The 15,553-nt window shown below is 54.8% G+C and carries 15 protein-coding genes; 5 read left to right on the plus strand and 10 right to left on the minus strand.

The window, feature by feature from the left end:
• Positions 1–40: 40 nt before the first annotated feature.
• Positions 41–940 (plus strand): DsbA family protein, encoded by a 900-nt coding sequence (locus E2H98_RS09935; RefSeq protein ID WP_133591904.1) that lies wholly within the window; start codon positions 41–43, stop codon positions 938–940.
• A 78-nt stretch (positions 941–1,018) separates the two neighbouring features.
• Here E2H98_RS09935 and E2H98_RS09940 read toward each other — a convergent pair whose 3' ends face one another.
• From E2H98_RS09940 to E2H98_RS09960, 5 genes are all read right to left on the minus strand, one after another.
• Positions 1,019–2,011: a hypothetical protein gene (locus tag E2H98_RS09940; protein WP_133591902.1), complete on the minus strand. Its 993-nt coding sequence runs from the start codon at positions 2,009–2,011 to the stop codon at positions 1,019–1,021.
• A complete protein-coding gene (locus E2H98_RS09945; RefSeq protein ID WP_133591900.1) occupies positions 2,008–3,267 on the minus strand; it encodes a pyridoxal phosphate-dependent aminotransferase in 1,260 nt (419 codons plus the stop codon). Before E2H98_RS09945 ends, E2H98_RS09940 begins: the two co-directional genes overlap by 4 nt.
• Before the next feature lie 11 nt (positions 3,268–3,278).
• Positions 3,279–4,373 carry an FAD-dependent oxidoreductase gene (locus E2H98_RS09950; RefSeq protein WP_133591899.1) on the minus strand — a complete coding sequence of 365 codons (1,095 nt, stop codon included), beginning with the start codon at positions 4,371–4,373 and terminating at the stop codon, positions 3,279–3,281.
• 365 nt (positions 4,374–4,738) lie between these two features.
• Complete coding sequence (locus tag E2H98_RS09955; protein WP_133591897.1) at positions 4,739–5,110, minus strand: winged helix-turn-helix transcriptional regulator; 372 nt, start codon at positions 5,108–5,110, stop codon at positions 4,739–4,741.
• A 253-nt stretch (positions 5,111–5,363) separates the two neighbouring features.
• On the minus strand, positions 5,364–6,458 hold the full coding sequence (locus E2H98_RS09960) for a TRAP transporter substrate-binding protein (protein WP_133591895.1): 1,095 nt from the start codon (positions 6,456–6,458) through the stop codon (positions 5,364–5,366).
• 191 nt (positions 6,459–6,649) lie between these two features.
• Between E2H98_RS09960 and E2H98_RS09965 the strand changes: the two genes are divergently transcribed.
• Positions 6,650–8,617: an alpha/beta hydrolase family protein gene (locus E2H98_RS09965; protein WP_157591334.1), complete on the plus strand. Its 1,968-nt coding sequence runs from the start codon at positions 6,650–6,652 to the stop codon at positions 8,615–8,617.
• Between the two features lie 56 nt (positions 8,618–8,673).
• Here the strand turns inward: E2H98_RS09965 and uvrD are convergent, their stop codons facing one another.
• Positions 8,674–10,830 (minus strand): DNA helicase II, encoded by a 2,157-nt coding sequence (uvrD, locus tag E2H98_RS09970; RefSeq protein ID WP_133591891.1) that lies wholly within the window; start codon positions 10,828–10,830, stop codon positions 8,674–8,676.
• Positions 10,831–10,949: 119 nt separating this feature from the next.
• Here uvrD and E2H98_RS09975 point away from each other — a divergent pair, with 119 nt between their 5' ends.
• Positions 10,950–11,903 (plus strand): 2-hydroxyacid dehydrogenase, encoded by a 954-nt coding sequence (locus tag E2H98_RS09975; protein WP_133591889.1) that lies wholly within the window; start codon positions 10,950–10,952, stop codon positions 11,901–11,903.
• A 5-nt stretch (positions 11,904–11,908) separates the two neighbouring features.
• Here the strand turns inward: E2H98_RS09975 and xerC are convergent, their stop codons facing one another.
• From xerC to lptM, 4 genes are read right to left on the minus strand one after another with little or no spacing between them, the layout of a single operon-like run.
• Complete coding sequence (gene xerC / locus E2H98_RS09980) at positions 11,909–12,835, minus strand: tyrosine recombinase XerC (protein WP_133591887.1); 927 nt, start codon at positions 12,833–12,835, stop codon at positions 11,909–11,911.
• Complete coding sequence (locus E2H98_RS09985) at positions 12,813–13,514, minus strand: DUF484 family protein (protein ID WP_133591885.1); 702 nt, start codon at positions 13,512–13,514, stop codon at positions 12,813–12,815. The genes xerC and E2H98_RS09985 overlap by 23 nt, the downstream gene beginning before the upstream one ends.
• Entirely contained in the window at positions 13,511–14,341 is an 831-nt protein-coding gene (gene dapF, locus E2H98_RS09990; protein WP_133591883.1) for a diaminopimelate epimerase, read from the minus strand. Before dapF ends, E2H98_RS09985 begins: the two co-directional genes overlap by 4 nt.
• Positions 14,331–14,444: an LPS translocon maturation chaperone LptM gene (gene lptM, locus E2H98_RS09995; protein ID WP_133591881.1), complete on the minus strand. Its 114-nt coding sequence runs from the start codon at positions 14,442–14,444 to the stop codon at positions 14,331–14,333. Before lptM ends, dapF begins: the two co-directional genes overlap by 11 nt.
• A gap of 113 nt (positions 14,445–14,557) precedes the next feature.
• Between lptM and cyaY the strand changes: the two genes are divergently transcribed.
• Both cyaY and E2H98_RS10005 read left to right on the plus strand, forming a co-directional pair.
• Positions 14,558–14,872: an iron donor protein CyaY gene (cyaY, locus tag E2H98_RS10000; protein WP_133591879.1), complete on the plus strand. Its 315-nt coding sequence runs from the start codon at positions 14,558–14,560 to the stop codon at positions 14,870–14,872.
• A 4-nt stretch (positions 14,873–14,876) separates the two neighbouring features.
• Complete coding sequence (locus E2H98_RS10005; protein ID WP_232475404.1) at positions 14,877–15,542, plus strand: alpha/beta hydrolase; 666 nt, start codon at positions 14,877–14,879, stop codon at positions 15,540–15,542.
• Positions 15,543–15,553 lie beyond the last annotated feature (11 nt).

The following is a 15,553-nucleotide window of genomic DNA, read 5'->3' on the forward strand; positions in this document are numbered from 1 at the left end:
CGTAGCATCCCTCCTTGTACAACAATAAGGAGGGTTTACGATGACTCGTTGTGAGCAGGGGGCGATTTGCACTACGCCGGTATCCGTTGATCCCTACGCCAAACCGCTATGGCAGGTTGAGCGGTTACAAGAAACCATCAAAGTCTTGTTCTTCACCGATCCGATTTGTTCGCATTGCTGGGCGTTGGAACCCGCCTGGCGAAAATTCTCCATGATGTATGATGGTCAATTGGAAACGTTGTACCTGCATGGTGGTTTGTTGCCGGGCTGGAAAGGTTTCAGCGATGCCGGCAATGGCATCAGCAAGCCGGCGGATGTCGCCGTACATTGGGCTGAGGTGGCACGTCACACCGGCCAACCGATCGATCCCAGCGTTTGGTTGAATGATCCGCTGGATTCTTCGTTTCCATCCTGCCTCGCCTGTCTGGCCGTGCGCTTGTTGAATCCGGAGGCGGAAACCCGCTATTTGCGCAGCATTCGTGAGGCGGTTTTTCTACGCGCGCAAAATATTGCTCGAGAATCGGTGCTCGCCGATTGTGCCGAAGCTTGTGGTCTGAATCGGCAAGTGTTTCTGGAAGCTTTGCGCAGCAAAGCTGTGCAGCAATTGTTTGCCAGTGAACGACATCGAATGTCGTCGTTCGGCGTACGCGGATTTCCTTCGCTGCTGCTGATTGGTCCGCGCGATACGGTGATGATTCGCGGTGCTAGGCCATTCGCCGATTTGGAAAATGCCCTGGTACGTGCCGGCGGAGAACGTCTGCCTATGCCGAGTGATGACCCGTTGTTCTGGCTGCAACAATATCGGCAGGCGACCACGCGTGAGCTGGCCGAAGCCAGTGGTTGGCGGCCGGAACGATTGATGGAATATCTGCTAACGCAGCAACGTCAGCGGGTGACCTTGGCCGATGCTGACTATTGGTCGGATACGGCAACAATTTGAGCGTTCATGGTTGGTCATTCCCGCCTCGGCGGGAATGACCGTATGCAATGCATAGCAAAGCGCAAATACGAATCGTACTTAAGGCGCTGTGCGATATGCAAAGTCCTCTAGCGTCACCATATACTCCTGGCGTGCTGAATAATACTTGACGCAATACTGCTGCGGATAATGGCCGGTTTCGGCGACGCTGGCACTCTGCGCAATCGGTGCACAGAAAAATGGTTGTTGTTGCAACAACGCCAGGCTGATCATCGGTTCCCAGAATGTCAGTTTGCCGTCGTAGCTGCCGAAGATAAACGTATGGGTGAACGGCGCGCCGTTGAATTCGGGCGCTGACGGATCAATCAAATGATTTCCCATGCGCGCTTCGGCAGCGCCGACACTGGCATAGCCGCTTGGCATCTGTGTGAACGGAACGTCGGCGATGGCGCGCTGAAAATCATCGCAATGAATCAACATGCCACATTCGCCGGTACGTATCAGATTGCGAGCGCTGAATGATTGGGTATAAAAATGAAAATCGAAATGTGGTTGATCATAAATGCCCATCGGTGCGTGGCCATGGACGTTCCAGTTGATCAGCCCCCACTTGAACGGCGCCAAGACGTGGTCGGTACTGGCGAAATTGAGTTCCAGTGCGTGGCCGCCAACACACTCAGCGTGATCATGTAAATCGATTTGGCCGTCTCCATTACGGTCATAACAGGTGGCGCCATCGCTAGGCATCATCGGCAGGTTATGCAGCGTGGCAGCGGAAAAGCGAAAGCCCAGTGCATGTGGTTCGCCAGAGGGTGTGCGCTGCTCAAACGCGACCATATGACCATTGCCAATCTTGCGCTTGTCACCATTGCGAGCGCAGTAACCAAGATAAGCGCCCTGCTCCAGCGCTCGCCGAACCGCCGCGCGCGGCAGCGTCAAACTGAGTCCGGAAGCTTCATTGACACAGACCCGATGCCAGTGCCGGCTATCAAGCAATTGTTGTAAATCCTGTTGGCTATTTGCGCTGACACTTGCCGTGCTGAATACGCCAGCGAATGCCAACGCGGTGAACACAAAAGAATAACTTTTCATGCCGTTTGCTGTTCCTTACTGCCGAGTCGTTGCCGGAGGTCGCTGCGTTGCTCGGCAAGACGGTGAATGACCGGTGTCAGCCGATCCAAGGCCTCCGAAAGCAACTGTTTTGAGGTAGCCAAGCACAGGCGCAAATGGCCACGCGCGCCGGGGCCGAACCAGCGACTGGCACCGGGCACCAGCGCGACTTGCGCCTCTGCCAGCAACTCGGCACAGAGCAATTCACTGTCGTCGCTGAGCAAGGCAATGTTCGGGAACAAGACATAAGTACCTTGCGGTTTGTGCACAGAAACGCCGGGCCATTGATTGATGCGTGCACAAGCCAAATCGCGCTGCTGTTGCAAGTGCACGACGAAGGCTTGCAACCATCCGCGTGCCTCAGTGAGCGCGGCAACCACGGCCATCTGCGCCAGCACATTGGCACCGGCTATCGTGGCGTTGGCGCCGCTTTGTTCCAGCATCATCTGACGCCAGCGTTGCGAACCGGTAACAATGCAGGCAATGCGCAAACCCGCCAGCGCAAAGTTCTTGGAAAAGCCGTAAATCGAAATGAAGTGTCGTGCCTGCTGCGGAAATAGTGAGGCAATGGCCGTGTGATGATGCGGCGTGTAGACAATATCGGACCAGATCTCATCGGAAACAACGGTGATCTGATGTTCAATTGCCCATTGCCCGATACGCTCCAGCAAGCTTCGACTGAAAACCCGGCCCAACGGATTATGCGGGTTGCATAACCAGAGCACGCGTGTGCGTCGGCTTTGTGCACAATGCAGCCGCGCGATGATCTCGTCGTCGCTGCTTTGTGTTGAAATGGGAATGCGAACGACATCGGCACCAGTGCGCGTAGTTACGGTAGCGAACAGAAAATCGACCGGGTCGAAAATGATCGCTTCATCACCACGACCGAGCAACAAACGCGCTACCGTTTCCATCGCCGCGGCGGCACTGTCGGTAGCAATCACCTGATCAGCAGTACAGGGATAATGTTTGTGCACACTCAGCCACTCGGCAACGGCTTCCCGGAACACCGGTAAGCCCTGTGCAGGAGCATAACTCATGACGCCGTCACGTACATGTCGGATAAGCGCTTCACGAATCGGCTCGGCGATCGGAAAATCCGGATCGGCCGCGGTCAGCGGAATGACATCGTCGGGCTGTTCGGCCCAACGCAAATTAAACGCCCGCTGTTTCAATAACGGTAATGGCACCGCCTCATCGGCAAAACAGGTGCGCCAATCTTCTGCGTACTTCTCCATCGCGAGCGCTCCTATTTGGCAATCGGTAGTTGACACTGGTCCTGCAGTTGATGGGAGAGAAAACCATCGGTCAATTGTCGGCCTTGTTCAACAAAGGGCAGGCAGGCCTGATAGCGCGTATCACTGTAATAACTCAATGCCGTATCCAGCGTGCTATTGCCGCTGGCCACCTGCGCCAGTGCACCGCCGAGGCACTCGGCATCGCCCACCGCGCTCGATACGCCCTGACTGGTAAACGGCAGTAACGGATGCGCGGCGTCGCCAACCAGCGCCAGGTTACGATGGAAAAAGCGCTGTAGCGGATCGGCATTGATAGGCCGCCACAAATGCACCTGATCGAAATTGGTTTGCGCCAGAATGTCTGGAATCGGTTTCGCCCATTTACCAACGGCTTCTTGCAGAAACAAATGTTTTTCCAGCGGCACATTCGATGGTGGCGCGAAACGCTGCTTGTCGAACTGCAGGTACCAAACCAGCGTATGTTCATCAACCGGCAGCATGCCGAATGCGAGGCCGCCATGTGGATGCTGATACTTGTGAAATTCCTGACCGAGCTGTTGCCGCAGTTTGCTGCTGCGAACCATGCCGACCAGCTCAAACACGCGTGCATCGTGGGCCTGCCAGTTGGCGTCAACATGCTGGCGGGCAACCGAACGGACGCCATCCGCTGCAATGAACACATCGGCTTTCAGCCGCTTGCCACTGGTCAATTCTGCCGCGACGAAATCGCCGCGTTTGTCTCGAATGTAATGCTCAACCGCTTCGCTGAAATGCACTGATGCACCGGGCAAATGGCGCAGCATCGCTGACAGCAAATCCTTGCGGCGGATACCGAGTGTGCCTTCACCCAGAATTTGCGTGTATTTCACTTCGCCATGGGCTTTGTGCAACACAAATCGGCGTAACGCTTGCCCCGCATTCAAATCATTGGGTGATAAGCCAAATTGGTTCAGCGCCTGCGCACCTTGCCGCACCAGCACAAAACCCATACCGGCCGTCAGCGCTTCGAACGAGCGTTCATACAAATCAAACTTGATACCACGTTGATGCAGAGCCAAAGCTGTGGCCAAACCGGAAACTCCACCCCCGGAGATGATGACGTGCATAAAGCATCCTCCATGTTGCGAAATGTGGACATGATTAATGGCTGTCGTCGGTGAAGGGTGACCGGAAGATCAATATTGCGGAAACGTACCGGACGAGCAGCACAAACGTCATACAGCGTGCACGCTGTGACATTCGCCAGTCGGGATGCAGACAAATGCGGGCCGCGAATCCTTTCGCGGGGTTCGATTATAGGCAGCGAGTATGATCAGACAATGTGCAACAGGGCACGGAGCGGGAAAAAAATAAAAATTATTAGTCGGTTACTTCGAAGTAACTATAACGTACGTAATTGTCGAGCAGATTTGAGACACCAAGCGATACATAACGATACAATATCCAGCGAATTGATACATGAGTTACACAATCAATTCTGGGTCGAATATTTCTCAATATCTTCCGACACCCAGCGCCGTGCCAGCGAGTTCAGCGGCGTCAGCACATCGCGCAATTCTTCGCCACGATCGGTCAGGCAATAGCTGACTTGCGGCGGAATGGCCGCGACGTATCGACGAGAAATAATGTCGTGCTGCTCCAGTTGGCGCAGGCGCTCAGTCAGCACACGGCCAGAAATACCCTGTACTTCATGCTTCAATTCAGTAAAACGCAATTCTCCTTTGGTTTGCAAAGTCCAGATAATCAGCGGTGTCCACTGCCCGAGCAGCAAACGAAGCAGGCTCTCAAACGGGCAGGGTTCAGCAAAGTTTTTGATCGTCGGTGGTGTGTCCTGCGAATTCATTCGGTCAATCTCCTTATGACAGGCATCGCACAGCGTTGAATAAAAAGGGAACAAATAGAAGAGGACGCCAAGCCGTGCGCCAGCAATGGAGCACAGCTCAGCATCTGCGGGAAACATATCACGAAACAAATGAATGATTGAAGCGTTACCGGACGCTTTTGCCAGGGGATGCAATCGATGCTTCATAGATCTGAAGCATCGATATCCTTACTGGAAAGATGGGTAAAGCCGTGATTAAAACGTTAGGTACGGTTCAGCGCGTCTGCATATAACTTAAATCAGCAATTTTGCTCCAGTCTTTTACCGAAGCAAGAAAGCCGGTGCAGGACTCCAGAATGCGCTGCGAAATCTGATCGGCGCTCGCCGATTCCCGAACGATGGCATCGCCGTGTTTTTTCAATTCTGCCAACACATCATCCGGCAGGCGTTTGACTTGCACCTGATGGTCAGTAATCAGCGAACGCAGTGCTTCATGATTGCGCGCCGTGAACTCGCTGAGCATGTCGATGTTTGCCGCTTGTGCTGCGGTCATGACAATCGCTTGCAGGTCAGCCGGCAGCGCTTCGAATCGTTGCTTGTTGATGATGATTTCCAGCGCCGTGCCCGGTTCATGCCAGCCAGGGTAATAATAATTCTGCGCCGCTTTGTACAAGCCGAACGCCAAATCGTTATATGGGCCGATCCATTCGGCGGCGTCAATGGCACCGGTCTGCAGCGCCGTGAACACTTCGCCGCCAGGAATCAAAACCGGCTCGCCACCGGCGCGCGCCAACACCTCGCCACCGAGACCCGGAATGCGCATCTTCAAACCTTTGATATCGGCGAGGCTATTGATATCACGTTTGAACCAACCGGCCATTTGACAACCGGTATTGCCACCAACGGTCGGAATGACATTGAACGGCGCGTACAACTCGCGGTACAGCGCCATGCCACCGCCGTGATACAACCAGCCATTGATCTCGGTCGCGGTCATGCCGAATGGAATCGCCGAGAAAAGCGGCGCCACCGGCATCTTGCCTTTCCAGTAATACGATGCGCCGTGACCGATTTCCACTGTGCCCTGCGATACTGCGTCGAATACTTCCAACGCCGGCACAATTTCTCCGGCGCCATATACCTTGATCTGCAAACGGCCAGCGCTCATGTCATTGACCAGTTTGGCGAAATAATTGGCGCCGGTGCCGACACCCTGAAAATCCTTTGGCCAAGTTGTCGCCATCGACCATTTGAAGGTCTGGCCGGTGTTGACCGCCGCGGCACCGTCGCTCTTCTGTTCTTTGCTGCAACCGGTGACCGCCAACGCGCCGCCAACGGCCAACGCGCCAAGTAAATCCCTACGTTTCATTATCTGCTCCGTTCAGGGCATGAGGTTCGGAACGATTGTACACAGTTACAAGGTCGCCGTGGCAAAACCGCGGCCTTCGTCACGCTTAATGGTCAACGGCTGCATGACAGGTCTTTTTGCGGTCCGCTATCATGTCGCCGCGCTCGAATTCGGGACATGGTGTTCTGGAGCGCTTCTCCAGGGAACGAACAATGAAAAAATGGCTGATGCTACTCGCCTTTTTGCTGGCGAATGTCTGTGCTGCTGAAACCGGTGAAAACCTTCCAACCCGTGACGAGTTGATCAAGTTGCTGACCCAACCGGGTAGCCTGCGACAGATCACCCTTTCTCCTGACGGCAAACATTTCGCGGCGGTGGTTACCGTCGATGGTAAGGAGGTGCTCGGCATTCTGCGACGTGACCGCATGGAAGTGGTTTCAAAAATGAGCTTTCGTGGTGATGAGGTTGTTGACCGAATTCGCTGGGCGAACAACGAGCGGGTTCTGGTAACCAACGCCATCAAGCTGAGTCGGCTTGACCAGAAAATAAAAACGGGGGAGTTGTATGCGGTCAACGTTGACGGCAAACGTGGAAAACAATTGTTTGGTTATCGCATGCAACAATCCGGGCGAGCGAGTCGTGTGCCGACGGCGGCCAGCCACGATGTGCTGAGCCTGAAAACCGAAGACCCGAATGAAATTCTGATTGGTGTTTATTCATGGTCCGATCATGAGGACGGTGGCGTCAGCTACGTCGCCAATCTGAATATTCACAACGGTCGAGTTGGCAACGTGATTCGGGCACCGGTGCGCGATGCCCGGTTTATCGCAGACAAGGAAGGTAATATCAAGTTCGCGGTCGGTGCCGATAAGAACAATGTCGAACAGTTCTTTATCCGCGACACAGAAAAACAGGAATGGCGGCAAATCAGTAATAACGAAGCCGGTTATGAGTTCATCCCGATTGGCTACGATCAAGTTCAGCAACTGGCTTACGGCTTGAGTCGCGAAGAGGCGGATACGCTCGGGATTTATCATTACGATGCAAGAACCGGCGAGAAGAAACTGCTTTACCGAAATGAGCGCATTGATCCGCGCTTCGAAGATTTGCAGTTCTCACCTGATGGTGAACTGCTATGGATTGATATCGCCGATGGGCGTCGCGAAACCCATTACGTCAACCCTCATCATTCGCTCAGTGCACTACATAAAGGCTTGGTCAATGCTTTCCCAGGGCAGTTGGTCGAACTGACTTCGATGACCGCCGATGGCAAGGAGTTACTTGTCTACGTGCATGCGGCGAACGATCCTGGTGTTTATTTTCTGGTCAACACGGAAACCAGGAAAGCCGACTTTCTGGTCGAGCCGGCCAAACATATTCAACCGTCGATGCTGGCAGACGTACAGCCGATTCGCTTCAAAGCACGTGATGATGTTGAGATCAATGGTTATCTGACCAAGCCGAAGCATGCCAAGATGCCGGTACCGATGGTGGTTCTGATTCACGGCGGTCCACACCAGCCAGGAACCGAAGTGCGCTGGGAATATGATCCCGAAGTACAAATCTTTGCCAGTCAGGGTTACGCGGTACTGCAGGTGAATTTCCGCGGCAGTTATGGCTTTGGCGAAAACTATCAGACCTCGGGTTACCGGCAATGGGGTCGTCTGATGCAAAACGATGTCACGGACGCAACCAAGTGGGCGATCGCCGAAGGTATTGCCGACCCAAACCGGATTGGCATCTACGGTGCCAGCCATGGCGGCTACTCGGCAATGATGGGATTGATCACGGCACCGGAACTGTATCGTTGCGGTATCATGTTTGTTGGCGTTTCCGATCTGGCATTAATGCACGAAGAAGGTGATATTCCCGAACGCCGAAGTGGTCGCGCCTATCTGGATGAGGTTATCGGTAACGACATCGATGAGCTGGAGCAGTGGTCTCCTGCGCACCGTGCTGCCGAAATCCAAGCGCCGGTATTTATTCTTCATGGAGGCAAAGATGATCGAGTACCGATTGAACATGCTGAGCGTCTGGAGAAAGCACTGAAGAAAGCTGGGAAGTCAGTGGAAACGCTTTACTACCCTTTTGAAACACACGGCTTTCACGATCACGAACATCGCATCGAGGCGTACAAGCGAATGCTGGCGTTCTTTGACAAGCATTTGTTGGCGCAGTAACAGGAACGGACTGCTATGCGGTCCGTTTTCATTTTCAAATTCCCAGATTTTCGCTATCAAACGGCATTCAGCTTTGCATAGGCAAGCACCAGCCACTTGCAGCCGGCCCCAGTGAAATTCACTTGTACCCGCATCTGCGGTCCATCACCTTCATAACCGAGTACAGTGCCAATACCAAAAGCACTGTGCTCGACGTCGCTGCCAACCTTGAATGGGTAATTCGGAAGTGATGCACTGCTATGGCTGCGCTGATAAACCGGCGTCGTCAGTTTGCCGCCCAGGCGAATCTCCTGTAGCAATTCCGATGGGATTTCATCGACAAAGCGCGACCAGTCGGAATAACTTTCGCGGCCCCACATCCGGCGTTTCTCGGCACGGGTTAGAAACAGTTTCTCTTTAGCGCGGGTGATGCCTACGTAGCAAAGTCTACGCTCTTCCTCCAACCGACCCGGTTCTTCCATCGACATGCTATGCGGGAACAAGCCCTCTTCCATACCAGCGATGAACACCAACGGAAACTCTAGACCTTTTGCCGAATGCAGTGTCATCATCTGCACGGCGTCATTGAATTCGCTGGCTTGGGTTTCGCCGGCTTCGAGCGCGGCGTGTGTCAAAAAGCCGGCCAGCGGTGATAAGTCCTCGACTTCTTCATCCGGTTCGAACTCGCGTGCGGCGTTGATCAATTCCTCCAAGTTTTCTTTACGAGCCAGTGCTTTCTCGCCGCGCTCGGCTGCGTACATCGCCGCCAAACCTGATTCATGAATGACCGTGCGCATCTGTTCGTGCAGCGGCACTTCGTTGGTGCTGCTGTCGAGGGTAATGACAAGTTGCATAAAACCTTGCAAGGCGGCTAATGCCCGTGCCGGCAAACCCTTTTCGTTGACCAAAAGTTGCGTCGCCTTCCACAACGACATCTGGTGCAGGCGCGCACGCTCACGCAGGGTTTCGACGGTTTTCTCGCCGATACCGCGAGTCGGCGTATTGACCACGCGTTCAAACGCAGCGTCGTCATCACGGTTGAATGTCAGGCGCAAATATGCCAGTGCGTCCTTGATCTCTTGCCGTTCGAAAAAGCGTAAGCCACCATAAATGCGGTACGGAATTCGCCGCTGCAACAGTGCTTCTTCCAGCACACGTGACTGGGCGTTGCTGCGATACAAAATGGCGATGCTGCTGTAGTCCTTGCCGCTATCGACCCACTGCTCTATTTTCTCAGCGATAAAACGCGCTTCTTCCTGCTCGTTGAACGCCGAATACATGGCAATGGCTTCGCCTTTGTTGCCTTCGGTCCAGAGCTCTTTGCCGAGCCGACCAGTGTTGTGATCGATGACGGCATTGGCAGCGGCCAGAATCGTCGCTGTCGAGCGGTAATTCTGCTCCAGACGAATAATGCGCGATTGCTTGAAATCCTTCAGAAAGGTATTGAGATTCTCAACCCTGGCGCCGCGCCAGCCGTAAATCGATTGATCGTCATCACCGACAGCAGTGATATCAGTATGCGGCCCGGCCAGCAGTTTGACGAACTGGTATTGAATGCCGTTGGTGTCCTGAAACTCATCGACCAGGATGTGATTGAAACGGGTCTGGTAGTGCGCCAGCAGCGCCGGTTTTTTCTTGAACAGCTCTACCACGCGCAACAACAGTTCAGCGAAATCGATAGCGCCCGCTACCCGGCAAATTTCTTCGTAGGCCTGATAAATCTTCAGCTGGGTCGCGACAAACAAATCACCTTGATGGCGGATATCTTCCGGGCGCAGACCTTCGTCTTTCTGACCATTAATCCACCACTGCGCCTGTTTTGGCGGCCACTGGTTCTCATCAAGATTCAGTGCCCGTATCGCTCGTTTTATCAAGCGCTGTTGATCGTCGGAATCGAGCACTTGGAAATTTTCCGGTAATCCGGCGTCATGCCAGTGCGCGCGCAAGAAGCGGTGGCAAAGTCCGTGAAACGTGCCGATCCACATGCCGGCCGCGGGTCCGCCGAGCAGCGCTTCGATACGGTGGCGCATTTCCGCTGCGGCTTTATTGGTAAAGGTCACGGCCATCATCGCGTACGGTGACAAGCCAAGTTCAGTTGCCATATAGGCAATACGATGCACCAGCACGCGGGTCTTGCCGCTGCCGGCACCAGCCAGCACCAGCAACGCTTTGTCGGTGGCAGTCACCGCCTCGCGCTGGGCCGGATTCAGGGAATCAATCAGGGAAGTATTCATGGCGAGCTATTCTAACGGAAGCGGTCCACATTCGAGTAAAAAGAATAAGTTGTCGGTTGCATCATCAGCAGCCGGCAAGTGATTGCTACACTACAGTCCCGCTAACGAAAGGAACCACGATGAGAGCCGTATTTCTCGACGCCGCGACCATGCGCATGCAGGATCTGGACAGCCGCAAACTGGAAGCCGCCTGCACCGAGTTGCATCAATACGAAAGCAGCAGAAAATCGGAGCTGGAACAACGGCTGAAGCACGCCGAAATCGTGATCAGCAACAAAGTGCGCCTCGATGCCGACACGATGAAAGCGGCCAAACATCTGAAACTGATTTGTGTCGCTGCGACCGGCACCAACAACGTTGATCTCGCCGCCGCGAAAGAACAGGGCATCACCGTTTGCAACGCCCAAGGCTACAGCACTGAAAGTGTCGCTCAGCACACGTTTACCCTGATGCTGATGCTCGCCACACAGCTGCATCGTTATGTCAGTGAGGTAAAACAGGGCCTGTGGCAGAAAAGCGAGATGTTTTGCCGGCTCGATCATCCGATTATTGAGTTACACGGCAAGACCTTGGGCATCATCGGCTACGGCACGATAGGCAAGCGGGTCGCCGAGATAGGTAAGGCATTCGGCATGAATATTCTTGTCGGCCGTATCCCCGGCCGTGAAGGCAATGATGAACATATCGAGTTGAAGGACCTCCTGCCACGATCCGACGTCATTTCCATTCACTGCCCGCTCAGTGATTTGTCGCGCGATTTAATCAACGATCAAAAGCTGAATCTGATGAAGAAGTCGGCTTGGCTGATCAACGTTGCCCGTGGTGGCATCGTCAACGAACAGCATCTGCATACGGCGCTGGTGCAACACAAAATTGCCGGCGCGGCGCTGGACGTACTCAGCGAAGAGCCACCAAGTGACGAGCATCCATTGCTGCGCACCGAGCTACCGAACTTGCTGATCTCCCCGCACAACGCCTGGGCCTCGCAAACCGCAAGGCAGACCTTGCTGGATCAGATAGCCGAAAATATTCGGGCGTTTGAGAAAGGATCGCCGAAACGGGTAGTGAGCTGACCGCGCTACTCGTTTTTCTTCTTCGCTCTTGGATGCGCCTTGTCATACACGCCAGCCAGATGCTGAAAATCGAGATGGGTGTAAATCTGCGTGGTGCTGAGATTGGCGTGACCAAGCAGTTCCTGCACCGCGCGCAAATCTTGTGAACCTTCAAGAAAATGAGTGGCGCAGGAATGACGCAGTTTGTGCGGATGCAGTGGTGCGTTCAGCCCGAGCTTTTTCCCCCACCAAGCAAGGCGGCTTTGGATCTGGCGATTCGATAATCGCGTACCGCGGGTGCTGACAAACAACGCCGGTTCATCGGCGGCAGCAATTTCTGAACGTGATTGCAACCAGTGCATCAATGCTTGTCGGGCTTTGCTGCCGATGGGGACATCGCGTTGTTTGCGGCCTTTGCCGAGCACGCGCAGCACGGCATCGCTTTGCTCCAAATCCTCGACATTCAGCGCCGATAATTCCGACAAGCGCAGACCGCTACCGTAGAACAACTCGATGATCGCTCGATCGCGTCGGCTCAGGGCATCATCACCATCAATATGATCGACAAAGGCATTGGTTTCATCGACATCCATCGTTGCCGGCAGGCGTTTGGCGATTTTCGGCGCGCGAATGCCGAGTGCAGGATTGTCAGCGCAGTGACTTTGCTTCAATAGGTAACGATAAAACGCCCGCACCGCAGCCAGATGCACTTGTATCGATTTCGGTGACAGCTTGTGCTGGTGACACCAGCCGACGAACTGACGCAGTTGATACGGCTGCACCTCGGCGAGCGTGCTCAGTTTCTGTTGTTGGCAAAATTGCAGAAATTTTTCCAACGCTCGATGATAGGTGTCGATGGTGCGTTCGGAGCTGGCGCGACTGCCTTGCAGGCTCAGTAAAAACGCCGCCAGCAGCGGCGTTTGCGGATGCTCAGCCGGCGCTGGCACGGACATGGCCTTCGCGTGCATGCTTGCGCTGAATGGCATCGAATAGCTGCGCAATCAACTGCAGAAACACGGTGCCCATTTGCGGTGAGAAGCGTTCTTTCTCACGGCTGGCAATGGCAATGACACCGCGCGCGGCGTTGAGGCCCAAAGGCAGCAAGGCCACCGAATGCAAGTCGGGGTTCAAATCGCCAAACAAGAATTTACGCGCGCGTTGATCGAGATAACCGCAGACCGGCTCGCCATCGGGAAAACCGCAGCCCAACTCATTGAGCAATTGATCGTGAGTCACCTGGCGGGCATGAATGATGCCGCTGACATCGACCTGACAGAACATCACCGACAACGCATCACAGCGAAACTCGCGCAATAGCTCGGTGCGCACGACATGAATCAGTTGATCGATGCTGCTGCTTTCGATCATGCCAAGACTCAAGCTCAAACACTGGCTCAGCACTTGCTCGTTTTCACGGGCATGGCGCAGCATCTCAATCATTTGTGATTGCAGATCCCGAATGCGATCACGCAGGGCTTTGACTTGCCGCTCAACCAGCGACACGGCGCCGGCTTCATGCGGCACTGAAAGTTGCATCAGCAGATCACGGTGGCGCAGAAAGAAATCCGGGTTTTCGCTCAAGAACTGTGCGACATAAGCCTCGCCATGCAGTGTTGGCGCATCGGTACTCATAATTCGATTTGTCCTTCGTAAACGAGATCGGCCGGTCCGGTCATCAGTACCGGTTGGCCTTCGCCGGCCCAGCGCACATGCAAATTGCCGCCCGGTAATTGCACCAGCACGTCTTCATCGAGGCGTTCCAGCAAACGGCCCGCGACAACGGCAGCGCAAGCGCCAGAACCGCAGGCTTCGGTTTCACCGGCACCACGCTCATAAACACGCAAGCGCATCGTCTCCCGGTTCATCACCTGCATAAAACCGATATTGGCCTGCTGCGGAAAATACTCGTGCTCACACAGACGTTTGCCGAGCGCACCGACGGGCGCGTTGATCACATCCTGCACCGACAGCACCGCATGCGGATTGCCCATGCTCAGCGCAACAAACGTGTGCACGCTGCCATCGACTTCGAGCCGGTGATGCGGCCCTTCGACGCCGGCTCGGAACGGCACTTCATTGGCGGCAAAGCGCGGCTTGCCCATATCGACGGTGACGCTGCCATCGTCATTGATGTTCAGAGCCATTTCGCCGTTGATCGTCGACACCCGCATCTGCGGGCGCCAGGCGAGGCCAACATGGCGAACAAATTTGGCAAAACAACGGGCTCCGTTACCGCACTGGCCCACTTCCGAGCCGTCGGCATTGAAAATCCGGTAATGAAAGTCGGTGTTCGGCGAGTACGGCGGTTCAACCAGCAGCAATTGATCGAAGCCGATGCCGCGCCGGCGATCGGCCAGTCGTTGCAGCAGTTGTGGCGAAAAATTGGCCGGCTGGGAAATGCCATCGACAACCATGAAATCGTTGCCGAGCGCCTGCATCTTGGCAAAGCTAAGCAGCATCGGATTTTGGCGCCGGTTCCGGGGTCGGTTTGACCAAATCACCTTTCTGCCCACAACCCGCGAGTGTCGCGAGCAGCAGCAGAGCCAGGGCAATACGTAACATCGGGAAATCGTCCTAAGCGACAGATGCGGGCAGTATAACCACACGCTTGGCTCAACGGCCAGAAGCCGCTTGTGGCACAATGCCGGCCATTCATACTTGGGCCGGAGCACGTCATGAACGAGTCCGAATTCAACCGCTTGGTCGACCGCACGATGGCCGCCATTGAAGACGCCATCGATGACAGCGGCGCCGATATCGATTTCGATCAACAAGGCGGTGTGCTGACGTTGAGCTTCGAGAACGGCAGCAAGCTGATTTTTTCGCGCCAACCGCCGCTGAAGCAGCTATGGCTCGCCGCACCTGCTGGCGGCTTTCATTTCGACTGGGCCGATGGTGAGTGGCAGCTGCCGGATGGCCGTGCCCTGAACACCCTGGTTAATCAATTTGCCAGCGATCTGGCTGGCGAAGCCTTGCATTTGGAGTTTTGAAATCGTGCTGGAATGTATTGTCAAAGAGCCGGCGCAAGCGGCCGTTGCTAGCGTCATTTGGTTGCATGGCCTTGGCGCCGATGGCAATGATTTTGTGCCGCTGATTCCGGAGCTGCGTTTGCCAGCCGATCTGCCGATACGTTTTGTGTTTCCGCATGCACCGGTGCAACCGGTGACGATCAACGGCGGCTATGCAATGCGCGCTTGGTACGACATTCTCGAAGCGAATCTGGCGCGCAAGGTTGATGAGTCCGGCGTCAAAGCTTCTGCCAAGGCGGTGATGGAGTTGATCGAGCGTGAACACGCACGCGGCATTCCCTACGACAAGATTTTTCTCGCCGGCTTTTCCCAAGGCGGTGCCATCACTTTGCACCTCGGTTTACGTTATCCGAAAACGCTGGGTGGATTGCTGGCGCTTAGCACCTATGTTCCGGTGCCGGAAAAACTGGCGGCTGAGCGCAGCGATGCCATGCGCAACGCCAATATCTTTATGGCCCATGGCGACTACGATCCGATTGTGCCGCTATCGTTGGCGCTGGAAAGCAAATCGCTGCTGGAACAACTTGGTTACCAACCGCAGTTCGAACGTTACCCGATGCCGCATTCAGTGTGCGGTGAAGAAGTCGTCGCGATACGCGAATTTCTGATCAAACGTCTGCGCGCCCAATAGATAAGAGGACA

Origin of the sequence: Permianibacter aggregans (assembly GCF_009756665.1) — a bacterium.
In the GTDB taxonomy this organism is placed as follows: Bacteria; Pseudomonadota; Gammaproteobacteria; order Enterobacterales; family Permianibacteraceae; genus Permianibacter; species Permianibacter aggregans.

Bases quoted from the DNA above. Each gene is read 5' to 3' on its own strand.
- E2H98_RS09935 (WP_133591904.1), top strand. From the start codon at position 41: ATGACTCGTTGTGAGCAGGGGGCGATTTGCACTACGCCGGTATCCGTT.
- E2H98_RS09940 (WP_133591902.1), bottom strand. From the start codon at position 2,011: ATGAAAAGTTATTCTTTTGTGTTCACCGCGTTGGCATTCGCTGGCGTA.
- E2H98_RS09945 (WP_133591900.1), bottom strand. From the start codon at position 3,267: ATGGAGAAGTACGCAGAAGATTGGCGCACCTGTTTTGCCGATGAGGCG.
- E2H98_RS09950 (WP_133591899.1), bottom strand. From the start codon at position 4,373: ATGCACGTCATCATCTCCGGGGGTGGAGTTTCCGGTTTGGCCACAGCT.
- E2H98_RS09955 (WP_133591897.1), bottom strand. From the start codon at position 5,110: ATGAATTCGCAGGACACACCACCGACGATCAAAAACTTTGCTGAACCC.
- E2H98_RS09960 (WP_133591895.1), bottom strand. From the start codon at position 6,458: ATGAAACGTAGGGATTTACTTGGCGCGTTGGCCGTTGGCGGCGCGTTG.
- E2H98_RS09965 (WP_157591334.1), top strand. From the start codon at position 6,650: ATGAAAAAATGGCTGATGCTACTCGCCTTTTTGCTGGCGAATGTCTGT.
- uvrD (WP_133591891.1), bottom strand. From the start codon at position 10,830: ATGAATACTTCCCTGATTGATTCCCTGAATCCGGCCCAGCGCGAGGCG.
- E2H98_RS09975 (WP_133591889.1), top strand. From the start codon at position 10,950: ATGAGAGCCGTATTTCTCGACGCCGCGACCATGCGCATGCAGGATCTG.
- xerC (WP_133591887.1), bottom strand. From the start codon at position 12,835: ATGTCCGTGCCAGCGCCGGCTGAGCATCCGCAAACGCCGCTGCTGGCG.
- E2H98_RS09985 (WP_133591885.1), bottom strand. From the start codon at position 13,514: ATGAGTACCGATGCGCCAACACTGCATGGCGAGGCTTATGTCGCACAG.
- dapF (WP_133591883.1), bottom strand. From the start codon at position 14,341: ATGCTGCTTAGCTTTGCCAAGATGCAGGCGCTCGGCAACGATTTCATG.
- lptM (WP_133591881.1), bottom strand. From the start codon at position 14,444: ATGTTACGTATTGCCCTGGCTCTGCTGCTGCTCGCGACACTCGCGGGT.
- cyaY (WP_133591879.1), top strand. From the start codon at position 14,558: ATGAACGAGTCCGAATTCAACCGCTTGGTCGACCGCACGATGGCCGCC.